The following is a 9,967-nucleotide window of genomic DNA, read 5'->3' as shown; positions in this document are numbered from 1 at the left end:
TCATCTCATCGAGACCATCAGTACAACCGCTTCGAGACAGAACTCAGGCCGCAGAAACAGCTAGCTGTGGATGCTTTGTGAGGTACTGAGACTGGGTGTACGAGACCTACGCTTCCGGATCGCGATGGACAGTCAAGACCGGGATCTCGGAGTGTCGGACGACGTCTTCGGTTACGCTACCGAGGAGCGCCCGTTTGACACCCGTCCGGCCGTGGGTACCCATCACGATCACGTCGATATCGTTCTCTTCGGCGTACGTGAGAATGTCGTCGTGCGGGTTTCCACGTCGGACAGCGCTCGTCGCCTCGACACCACGGTCCTCCGCTCGCGCTGCAACATCGCCGGTAGCTTCCTCTCCCTCCTGCTCCAAGGCGTCCAGGAGATTATCCAACCCGGGAACCCCCTCACCAGTCCCGGAAACGGAGGTCGGCTGATCGACGATGTAGAGGACGTGCAGCGTTGCATCGTGGACATCAGCGAGTTCGATAGCAGTTTCCTCTGCGCGTCGGGCACCCTCACTACCGTCCGTCGGGAGAAGTACGCGGTCGAACATGGGCTTTCAAATCACCGCTAAAAACTATCAGGGGACGCGTGTTAAGGGTGACCACAGATACGGACCTGGAGTGTCTATCTTCGCCTGAGACGTTCGTCATACCCAGTGATATATACGTCTAAGCCCAAAATGGCCGTTTAATGCGTCAAGACCTGGACTTCTTCCGGGGTCTCGTGAAGACCACCAAATCAGTGGGTTCAGCCCTCCGGAGTGTTGTCAAAGAGGGCATTCACCGGTTGGCGACCCACTTTCAAGAGTGGCCGGAACGGTACATCAAAATGCGAGCATCGCTCTATCGAGACCACCGATAATCCCCCCTTCGCTGGGGCCGAGAAGCACTAGATGGCAGGAGTCTCCGGTGATTCGTCATCTCGGTCGGGTCGGGATAACGATATCCGAGAGCCCACATAAATGACATCTTGGAAAGAGAAGGCGTCCTCACTCTCGCGTGGCAAAGAGCTGGTATTGGCGTTTGCTGGTGGGCTATATGTGGGAGTAGTTGCTATTGTCTGGTCATTCGCCCTTACCGGGGATCCTCCCGATATGTCCGTCTACACAGTCTCCACAGCAGCGATCGCGAGCGTCGTCGTTCTCGCCGCTTGGTTGGGGCTCTTCGCGTACTTTGTTTGGACTGATTCGAAGGCCTCTGCCGATGCCTAACAGGTGGGTACGTCAATCGGAAGAAAATCGGACGAGATTGAAGCTATGACCGTGCAAATTCCTCATTGAATGCCCCAGAGGCGGCATCTGTATCTGGACCCACCTTTCGCCGGATAATCTGTAGCCCGGTTACGATGAGGACCGTCCCCGCAGCGATAGCGACTGACTGAATCGTCGGGAACCCCCCAATCGCAGCAGTGAAAGTAGTGACATAGGCCATCGGATGGGTGATGCTCAGGACGTAGAAGACTGCTGTACTGGCGATAAATGCGAGTAGCGCGCTTCCGACGATCCGGAGCCCCGGCTCCGACATCGGCTCGATACTCGTCGGCGCAATCCCTTGGGCGAGGACAGTATACGTAAGCCACCCCGCGACAAGCGCGGTCAGATGGCTGACCACGACTGTCTTCGGCGAGTTCTCCGAATCATGTGGGAAGAAGACGAGAAGATACGCTGCGGGCGCAAGAGCGACAAGAATAGCCCAGTGGCCAGAAGCGAACGCAATTCCCGCGAGTACGGCGAGGAGGACGACGCCGTGACCACTCGCCCAAATCACTCGTTCGTCCATCGCTTGTATCGAGATGGCGTTTCACCCTCAAAGAGTGTTGCGTACGAGTATGCGGGGACGTGAGCGAAGAAACTATTCTTCGGTCTGATTCCTCGTCGAAGGTTGATCCCCACGTCCACCGGGAAGTTGACCATCCTGGGTGTCGAACAGTCTATCAATAGAGTATGAGCTCCTCTGACCGTCTCGAGGATACGTACGTCGCGGCGCTGCAACACGACCTCGTGGATGTTCCCTCGGAAGCAACGCTAGTGGGAGTCGTCCGGCGGCCAACCGGCTGGTTCCGAACAACGGTCGACGAGAACTATCCGGCACTCGGTCCCCCCGAGAACCTCCTCGACGAGTTCAAACAGCGCCACGAGGACTTCAAAATGCAAGGGATGTGTGACGAAGGCGCGCATAATGCGGCTTGGGACGAAGTCAAATTTGAAGAGCGGTACCGCTCGTATCTCACTGACGGTGCGGAGGCTCAAGAGGCAGTCGCCGAACTTACTGACCGACTGCAAGACGGAGAGCAGCTCGTCTTCGTCTGTTTCGAAAACACCGATCAGAAACGTTGTCATCGAACGCTTCTCAAAGAGCATCTCGCTGCACAGCTGTAGCCAGTTACTCAGGCCGGTGCAATCAGTTTCCGGATAACGAGCGCGTCTGCGTCGACCTACAGGAGAAGGTCGATCAGTTGGAATACTGCGAGGACGCGCTGCGTGAACGGTTCCAAGATGCAATGGCCTGACTCCGCGACGGTGAGGGAGTCGTCTGTTCTGTCTTTCTCGCCCTTGAGGGATGGAGGGCAATAGAGATGGAAAAGTCCGTGGGTCACACCGGGGCTGACGACGAGTTCCCACCCGAGAAGCGTCTCGAAGCACCGAGTCATCGACTGATCAAGGCCGGTATCGCGACGATCCCCGATATGGAGACACTCCGGGAGTGTGTTGCCTACGAGAACGCGCACCAGAACCGGACACAGATTCTGCGTCGGCTCAAGTGGAAGGCCGAAGAGCTGCGTGAGAACGAAGAGTAAGCTCAATTCTTAACCAACACACCCCACGTGAGTTCCCCCTATTGTTGGTTAATCCCCTGTGCCTCGGTTTTTCGGGCCCCTGAATGGGTGCGGGGCAGCCAGCAGCGGCCTCGCGAGCCTAATCATGTCCCTCGAGCTGAGCTCCAGCGCCAGCACCGCCCGCGAAATCGCCGCCGCCAGACGAGCAGACTACGTGGCGTTTCTGCATCGAGCCCCGTTCGTCGCCGATGCTCTAGCCCTCGGATTTCTCCCCGGGTTTCGGGAAGACTGTGGGTATCAGACGGATCAGTACCTAAACCTCGAGATTCCAGTTGGGATGCTCGACAACGATTTCCGGAATCCCGATCTGGAGCGGTTCGTCGACCGTTTCTTCGAGTACGAACCAGAGGTCGGGGTCATCGGGGACGTCGACGATACTGACGATGTCGACGCCCACGTCGCTGCTGCTCGTGAGATTCAAGCGAGCTATCCAGAGGCCGAGCTCATCGTCGTTCCGAAGTCCCAGGCGGTGATCGACGCGATACCCGAGACCCTCGTCCTCGGGTATTCACGGGGATACGCCGACCGCCTGGCCCACAAGTTCTCCGACCCAGCCGATTGGAGGGGGCGACGCGTCCACATCCTCGGCGGGAGTCCGCCCAAGCAGCTCAACGCCATTCGACAGCTGACCAGACCGACACTCACGGACGAGCCACCGGCCGACATCGTCGGCGTCGACTGGAACGGGCTGCATCGTGGCGCACAGTTCGGTGAATTCTGGACGGCCGACGGCTGGGACGACAGCGGTCGCGACGCCGACCACGTCACCGTCCGAAAGACGGTGCGTCACAGCCTCGCTCGCGTCCGTGAGTTCTGGCAGCAACACGGGGTCTGGCCTGAATCGACACCAGAAGACGAGGGGATGACCGTCGGGTACGAGGGTCCGAGTCCTGCCGATCTCGAGGACGCCGCCTGTACCGAGTGCGGGACGAACGTCTGGCGAACTCGCCGCGGCCCGTACGTCGCCGAATACGATACCGGCGCAATCTGTGGATACTGCAGTTACGAGTGCTACTTCAGCCATCGTCACCGGAACAACCTAGAGGAGATCGCCGGCGAGCAGAGCGTCTACCTCCCGTCGGCGTGACTTCGCGACCTGTTTTTCGTGCCCCCAGAGAGGGCGAGGGCTCCTTCGAAAGCTCTCAGAGGTGACTTCCAGTGAGTCAACAACAGAGTCCCGACAACGTCTCAATCGACGATATCCCGGTCGATATCGACAACACGCAATCAGCGGAAATCGATCCCGCCGACGTCCCCGACGAAATCGAATCCATCACCCGTGGGCTCGCCGGTGAGCAGCCGCCGACGAACCCCATAGTGGTTCTCAAGGCGGCCCGGTGGTGGTATCTACACGGCAAGGGCGGGACAGATCCCGCCTTCCAGTGGGCCATCGAGTGGACGCGTCACCTTGCGACTGACTCACCCAGCGACGTCGAGCGCTTCGACGAGTTCCTCGAGTACCTCGTCACGGTCGGCTTTGCGGACGAACGCCACGAGCTCCGCTAACCGACAGACTCGGTTTTTTGAACGCCCCTGAGGGGTGCGGCGCGGTCTGAACAGACGCAGTCGCCGTGAACGTAATTCGGTGAACACAATGGCTACGACTAGTGACTCGTCGGTCTCCTTCGACCAGACCGACACGCGATCCGACGAGATGAACAGTACCATCGAACAGTGGATCGACGACCTCGTCGCCGGGGTCGACGACGCGCAGGCCAGCGGTGAGTTCCAGGAATGGCTCGATGTCCAGAGCCGCTTCCACGACTACTCCTATCGAAACACGCTGCTGATCAAGCGGCAGTACCCCGACGCGACAAAGGTCGCCGGCTACCGAACGTGGCAGGAGGAGTTCGACAGGCACGTCCAAGAGGGCGAATCGGCCATCTGGATTTGGGCCCCGATCATCACCAAGCAGTGTCCGGAGTGCGAGAACTCGCCGAGCTACCACGAGGACACCGACTGTGAGTACGACGAGACACCGCCCGAAGAGTGGTCCGAGGGGCTGGTCGGGTTCAAGCCTGCGCCGGTGTTCGACGTCTCTCAGACCGAAGGCGAACCGCTTCCTGATCTCGATACGGAAGCCACCGGGGACGCCGGCGACCTCGTCGGTCGGCTGACTGGAGCCGCCGACGAGCTTGGCGTGACGGTGCGGATCGTTCCGGAAGCGGAGTGGACGCACGGCGAGGCGAAAGGCATCTGCGAGCAGCTGAGTCTCGTCGATATGCAACCGCGTGTCGAGGTGCGTGATCGGGAGAATGAGGCCGACCTTGCGCGGACGTTGATCCACGAGTACGCCCACGCCCTGCTTCACTTCGACGTCGACGACGACACCGAGCGGTCGAAACGCGAAGTCGAAGCCGAGGCGGTCGCGTACGTCGTCGGGCGGTACTGTGGGTTAGATACCAGCGGGTCGGCGTTCTACTTGGCTGCGTGGGAGTCGGACGATCCCGAGATCGTTCGCGACCGTCTCGACCGGATCAGTTCCACAGCAGAAAAGCTCATCGACGTAGTCGAAGACGGCGCTTGAATCCTTAACCAACGCACGGTTCAACACCCCGGTTCTGTTGGTTAAGTCTGCTCGTCTCCGCTGTCCGCGGCAGTCACAAGGCTAAAGCAGGCCCGTGTTTATACTCTATGTAAGAAACGCAGGTATGAGCACCATAGAACAAACGCAAAATATACGCCAGGGGCTCTCGACTCGAGAAAGTCGACTCCTTGCACGACTCGCTGGCGCGGGTCACCAAATCATCTCCGTCGACGACATCGAGACGACGCTGGAGGTTTCCCCAAACACCGCCCGCGAGATTGCCTCCCGGCTCACCGAGAAGGGCTGGCTCGACCGGCTCTTCCCGGGCACGTATCTCATCATTCCACTCACAGCCGGCGAGGAAGCCGTGTACACCACCCACGAGTACCTCATCGCCGCCCACGTCGCCGAGCCAATGTACATCGGCTACTACAGCGCCCTCAGCCACCACGGGCTGACCGAACAGGTTCCCCGGACAGTGTACGTCGTCACGCCGACCCGAGCGCAAAGCCGGGAGATCCACGGCGTCCCGTACCGCGTCACGACAGTCACCGAGCGGAAATTCTTCGGCGTTGAGCCGACATCGATCGAGGGCACGACCGTTCAGGTCAGCGACCTGGAGAAGACGCTGGTCGACTGTGCGGACCACCCCGAGTTCTGTGGTGGCCTTCGGGAACTCGCAACCGCGATGCGTACTGCCGACGAACGGGGTTGCGACTGGGTCACTGTCGGCGAGTACCTCGAACGCCTCGACAACGGCGCTGCGACCAAGCGGATCGTCTACCTCGCCGACCAGCTCGGCATCGACCTCCCCGCCCGCGAAGAACTCGTTGCGTCGTTCACGAGTGGGTACTCCCTGTTGGACCCCACGCGGCCCGACACCGGATCGACCGACAGCACATATCGCCTCCGGATCAACGTCGAGCCAGCCACGCTGGAGCCGGCGGAGTCCTGATCGCGATGATCAGTCAGGACCGGCTCCGGATTCTCGCTCGCGAACTGGGCGTTCGGCAAGGGTACGCCGAGAAGAACTACGTCAATTCGTGGCTCCTCTGGGGCATCTTCACGAGCGGCTACGGCGACAACCTCCTGTTCAAAGGCGGGACCGCGCTGTCCAAGCTGTATTTCCCGCAATCGTGGCGGTTCTCGGAGGACCTCGATTTTGGCGTCGAAGGGGAGTACCAGGGGTCCAAACAGGAGCTCCGAGCGGTCCTCGATACGATTGCCGACCGCTCTGGCATCGAATTCGAGATTCGCGAGCACCACGAATCCCAGCAGGACCACTACCCGACCCACTACGTCGACATCAGCATTCAGTACCGCGCCGTCCTCAACCACCCCAACACGACCAGCATCGATGTGATGGTCGACGAGCACGTCGCCTTCGACCCCGTTCAGCACACGCACGCGTACGAAGACGTGCCCGAATTCGACCTCCAGGCGTACAGCGTCGAGGAGATCTTCGCCGAAAAGCTCCGAGCGATCTACCAGCGCGGAGCCGCCCGTGACTACTACGACCTCTATCAGCTGCTCGAAACCGATTCGGTCACGATCAACTTTGCCGACGTGGGTCCCGCCTTCGACGCGAAGTGCAAACACGATGGGCTCACCGTTGATCTGAACGACGGACTCCCGGACGAGCAACAAGAGACGATCCGCCACCAGTGGGAGACTACGCTGCCGGACCTGACCGGTGATCCGCTGGCGTTCGAAATGGTCTGGGAACAGTTGGAGACGGCGATCTCCCGACAGGGATCGTCGTAGGCAACGGTCGATGTCGGTGTCGATGACCGATAGGTGCCGTATCCAGAGCTCTGGTTATTAACCAACAAATCTATGCCGATGCGCGCTTTGTTGGTTAACACGAGGCGACCGCTGATGTCCTACGAGCCACCGACGCCGCCGGCGGAACTCCCGCCAGACCTCGTCAACACACTCAACGAGTACCCCTCTGAACAGCTACAACACGTTGCCCGCTACGCTGAAGAGTTAGCTGAGCACAAAGCTCGCGAGGCACGTCTCGAAGAGGACTCAGATGAAAGCGAGATCGAAGAGCACCCCGACGATCTGCCGGACGATGTCCCGTCGAAAGCGACGATCACGATCAAGGAGATTAACGACAACCGCTACTACTACTGGCAGTGGAGAGAGGGAGACAAAGTTACGTCCAAATATAAAGGACCAGTCAATCCAGACGAATGAGAGGACGATACGTCCGATTATAGATTTTCCACACCCCGTGTGCTATTTGATTTTGGTGCACTTGGAAAAGTAGTGACTACACACCCCTCGTCCAGAGTGAAAACAGTGGGAACGAGAACAGATTTTAGATATATTAAACCGTTAATAGTCGATAGAGCCGTTTTTACGCACGAACAGTAGGATAGGGTTGCCCAGTTGAAAGATGTTTTTGGCTCTGTTGAAATCCTCAGAAAGTGACATATTCTGACCCGGTCGCGGTCAATACAGGTAGTCCACAGCCCAGACAAATCCGGTGTGCTGTGGACGATCTTGTTTCTTGACTGTCGGGCGAGACGGCGAGCTCGTCTGAATCGTCTGGACAGGGATGAGGACAGTCTGATTAACGAGTAGCGGCACCTGCGGCACCCTTATATCCTCAGATAGCTATTATATAATCAGTGATACAACATGGCATCGTCTACTAACCAAGCAGTCGAGAGTATTGAGCGGCCGGCCGATGTGAGTCGGTGGAACTACCTGCGGGTCGGTGGTTTGGCAGCGCTCACAGAGGCGGCGATCTACGTGGCCGGCATCATGTACTTCCTCGTGGTTCTCGACTTTACGAACGTTACCGGGCCACTCCAGCAGGTCGAACTGTTCGTGGCGAACCAGACGAGTCTGTACGCGATGAACCTACTCATCTACGTGGTCTTCGGCGTCGTTCTGGTAGCGCTCGTCTTGGCACTTCACGCGCGCCTTAAGAACAACGCACCGATGCTGATGGTGGCGACGACCGCGTTCGGACTGATCTGGGCCGGGCTCGTCATCGCCAGTGGAATGATCGCCAACATCGCCACGGGCGTCGTCGTAGATCTGTACGGCACGGACCCGACCCAAGCGACGACGGTCTGGCTAGCGGTCAGTCCCGTCATCGACGGGCTCGGTGGCGGCAACGAGATCATCGGCGGTATCTGGACCCTCCTCGTGAGCGTGGTCGCACTGCGGGCACGGGCACTACACCGGGCGCTGAATTACGTCGGTCTCGTGGTCGGTACGGCAGGCATCCTCTCAGCCATCCCGGCACTCGGCGAAATCGGCGGCGGCATCTTTGGCCTCACCCAGATCGTCTGGTTCATCGGCCTCGGCATCCTCCTGTTACGCGCGAGTCGGCGTGAGGCGGCGTCTGTACCTCAATAATCCGCGTTGACACTACCAGGCCTCTCCAATATAAAGAGAAACAGCGACGGTCGGCTTCGTCGCCACCCCGAAGTGATGGAAGAACGTGTAGTTGTCTTCAGCTCAGACGCCTTTCCAAACAGCGCGGCTCTGTTGAAATCCTCAGCAAGTAATATATTCTGACCCAGCTGCGATCAATACAGACGGTGGACTTACCGTCTCCTCACGTCACCTAATAGTATATGAGTGGGGAAAGCGAGACAGGGCCGAGCGGGAAAGACACCGGAATTGGGATGGCGATTGGACTTGCAATTGGGGTCGCTATAGGTTCTGCTACGGATAATCTCGGACTGTGGCTCGCTATCGGAGTGGTACTTGGTGCTGCAATTGGTGCCGGACTGAGTAACCGGGAATAGAACTGTATAACTCTTGATTGCGGAGTAGGCAGATCTACTGAACGGCTGTTTCACACGAGAACCTATTTGAAGAATAGGATTTCAACAGAGCCGGATAAATCAGAATACGTGAGGCCTATTGTAGCGTATCGAGAGAAGCAGTTAGCTGCTGTTGCATATCAAGACCTGTGTGGAACCGACCAACGATCTCCACTTGATGCTCTGGACAGGCAAGGATCGCAACTGCTCCGTCCTGTACCGGAACCACAGGTTGATCTGGATTATGGGGTGCGAGGTGGCAACTAGGACAGTTGATACCGCCGGCTGGCCGATGATCTATGAGTTCAGCTGTGCTCTCGGTAGTGAATCCACAGACAGAGGTGAATTGTTCAAGGTGTTCATCACATCCAACGAGCGGGAGTGTGAGCTGATCCACGAGAAGGAAGGACAATGTGTGACCTATGTTAGAGTGGAGAGCAGACTCGCACGCATCACACTGGATAGGCGGATGACTATGGAAGTCGTCCGTCTGTTGCTGGGAGGAATCTGCTGGAGGCATACTGAGGTGTGTAACTTGGAGTTTAGTTGGCACACGGGTAAGTTATGGGAACATATTGTCGTCTCCAGTAGCCTGCTGGAACTGGAAGAGGTCGATATTCTTCAGGATATCTATGTCGGTATATTTCTCGGTGAAGATTACGATCAAGATACCGAGTACGATTACTGCGCCAGCGCTGAGTGCAGCACGTATCTCATCGACGCTAAGTTCCCGGACATCTTCTGACGAGTCTGATTCTTCACCGACCGGAACAACGCGGTACGACGCATCTCCAACGATGACGACCGGCCC

The 9,967-nt window shown here is 58.2% G+C and carries 13 protein-coding genes; 11 read left to right on the top strand and 2 right to left on the bottom strand.

Annotated elements, in window-relative coordinates:
* Nucleotides 1-106: 106 nt before the first annotated feature.
* Entirely contained in the window at nucleotides 107-553 is a 447-nt protein-coding gene (locus tag BLW38_RS15460) for a universal stress protein (RefSeq protein ID WP_092818083.1), read from the bottom strand.
* A 411-nt stretch (nucleotides 554-964) separates the two neighbouring features.
* Here BLW38_RS15460 and BLW38_RS16055 point away from each other — a divergent pair, with 411 nt between their 5' ends.
* Nucleotides 965-1,213 carry a hypothetical protein gene (locus BLW38_RS16055; protein WP_143040923.1) on the top strand — a complete coding sequence of 83 codons (249 nt, stop codon included), beginning with the start codon at nucleotides 965-967 and terminating at the stop codon, nucleotides 1,211-1,213.
* Nucleotides 1,214-1,256: 43 nt separating this feature from the next.
* On the opposite strand, the gene BLW38_RS15455 is transcribed toward BLW38_RS16055, so the two are convergent.
* Nucleotides 1,257-1,781: an HPP family protein gene (locus BLW38_RS15455; protein WP_092818082.1), complete on the bottom strand. Its 525-nt coding sequence runs from the start codon at nucleotides 1,779-1,781 to the stop codon at nucleotides 1,257-1,259.
* Nucleotides 1,782-1,945: 164 nt separating this feature from the next.
* Here BLW38_RS15455 and BLW38_RS15450 point away from each other — a divergent pair, with 164 nt between their 5' ends.
* The 10 genes from BLW38_RS15450 (at nucleotide 1,946) to BLW38_RS16405 (ending at nucleotide 9,901) form a co-directional block, all read left to right on the top strand.
* The gene (locus BLW38_RS15450; protein WP_092818081.1) at nucleotides 1,946-2,380 is read left to right on the top strand and encodes a DUF488 domain-containing protein; all 435 of its coding nucleotides are present in this window, start codon (nucleotides 1,946-1,948) and stop codon (nucleotides 2,378-2,380) included.
* Nucleotides 2,381-2,577: 197 nt separating this feature from the next.
* Complete coding sequence (locus BLW38_RS15445; RefSeq protein ID WP_092818080.1) at nucleotides 2,578-2,799, top strand: hypothetical protein; 222 nt, start codon at nucleotides 2,578-2,580, stop codon at nucleotides 2,797-2,799.
* Between the two features lie 124 nt (nucleotides 2,800-2,923).
* Nucleotides 2,924-3,925 carry a DUF6610 family protein gene (locus BLW38_RS15440; protein ID WP_092818079.1) on the top strand — a complete coding sequence of 334 codons (1,002 nt, stop codon included), beginning with the start codon at nucleotides 2,924-2,926 and terminating at the stop codon, nucleotides 3,923-3,925.
* Between the two features lie 71 nt (nucleotides 3,926-3,996).
* Nucleotides 3,997-4,344, top strand: coding sequence for a hypothetical protein (locus tag BLW38_RS15435; protein WP_092818078.1), 348 nt, complete (start codon nucleotides 3,997-3,999; stop codon nucleotides 4,342-4,344).
* 88 nt (nucleotides 4,345-4,432) lie between these two features.
* A complete protein-coding gene (locus tag BLW38_RS15430; protein ID WP_092818077.1) occupies nucleotides 4,433-5,365 on the top strand; it encodes a M78 family metallopeptidase domain-containing protein in 933 nt (310 codons plus the stop codon).
* Between the two features lie 124 nt (nucleotides 5,366-5,489).
* A complete protein-coding gene (locus tag BLW38_RS15425) occupies nucleotides 5,490-6,320 on the top strand; it encodes a type IV toxin-antitoxin system AbiEi family antitoxin domain-containing protein (RefSeq protein ID WP_092818076.1) in 831 nt (276 codons plus the stop codon).
* 5 nt (nucleotides 6,321-6,325) lie between these two features.
* Nucleotides 6,326-7,129: a nucleotidyl transferase AbiEii/AbiGii toxin family protein gene (locus BLW38_RS15420; RefSeq protein WP_092818075.1), complete on the top strand. Its 804-nt coding sequence runs from the start codon at nucleotides 6,326-6,328 to the stop codon at nucleotides 7,127-7,129.
* Nucleotides 7,130-7,243: 114 nt separating this feature from the next.
* Nucleotides 7,244-7,567 carry a hypothetical protein gene (locus tag BLW38_RS15415; RefSeq protein ID WP_092818074.1) on the top strand — a complete coding sequence of 108 codons (324 nt, stop codon included), beginning with the start codon at nucleotides 7,244-7,246 and terminating at the stop codon, nucleotides 7,565-7,567.
* Between the two features lie 531 nt (nucleotides 7,568-8,098).
* On the top strand, nucleotides 8,099-8,743 hold the full coding sequence (locus BLW38_RS15410; protein ID WP_245710266.1) for a hypothetical protein: 645 nt from the start codon (nucleotides 8,099-8,101) through the stop codon (nucleotides 8,741-8,743).
* Between the two features lie 564 nt (nucleotides 8,744-9,307).
* On the top strand, nucleotides 9,308-9,901 hold the full coding sequence (locus BLW38_RS16405) for a hypothetical protein (protein WP_177167545.1): 594 nt from the start codon (nucleotides 9,308-9,310) through the stop codon (nucleotides 9,899-9,901).
* Nucleotides 9,902-9,967 lie beyond the last annotated feature (66 nt).

It is taken from the genome of Halopenitus malekzadehii (assembly GCF_900108505.1).
In the GTDB taxonomy this organism is placed as follows: Archaea; Halobacteriota; Halobacteria; order Halobacteriales; family Haloferacaceae; genus Halopenitus; species Halopenitus malekzadehii.
The sequence above is the reverse complement of the archived record's forward strand: the minus strand, read 5'-3'. Positions and strand labels throughout refer to the sequence as shown.

Coding starts and splice junctions, on each gene's coding strand:
- BLW38_RS15460 (WP_092818083.1), bottom strand. CDS start 553: ATGTTCGACCGCGTACTTCTCCCGACGGACGGTAGTGAGGGTGCCCGA.
- BLW38_RS16055 (WP_143040923.1), top strand. CDS start 965: ATGACATCTTGGAAAGAGAAGGCGTCCTCACTCTCGCGTGGCAAAGAG.
- BLW38_RS15455 (WP_092818082.1), bottom strand. CDS start 1,781: ATGGACGAACGAGTGATTTGGGCGAGTGGTCACGGCGTCGTCCTCCTC.
- BLW38_RS15450 (WP_092818081.1), top strand. CDS start 1,946: ATGAGCTCCTCTGACCGTCTCGAGGATACGTACGTCGCGGCGCTGCAA.
- BLW38_RS15445 (WP_092818080.1), top strand. CDS start 2,578: ATGGAAAAGTCCGTGGGTCACACCGGGGCTGACGACGAGTTCCCACCC.
- BLW38_RS15440 (WP_092818079.1), top strand. CDS start 2,924: ATGTCCCTCGAGCTGAGCTCCAGCGCCAGCACCGCCCGCGAAATCGCC.
- BLW38_RS15430 (WP_092818077.1), top strand. CDS start 4,433: ATGGCTACGACTAGTGACTCGTCGGTCTCCTTCGACCAGACCGACACG.
- BLW38_RS15425 (WP_092818076.1), top strand. CDS start 5,490: ATGAGCACCATAGAACAAACGCAAAATATACGCCAGGGGCTCTCGACT.
- BLW38_RS15420 (WP_092818075.1), top strand. CDS start 6,326: ATGATCAGTCAGGACCGGCTCCGGATTCTCGCTCGCGAACTGGGCGTT.
- BLW38_RS15415 (WP_092818074.1), top strand. CDS start 7,244: ATGTCCTACGAGCCACCGACGCCGCCGGCGGAACTCCCGCCAGACCTC.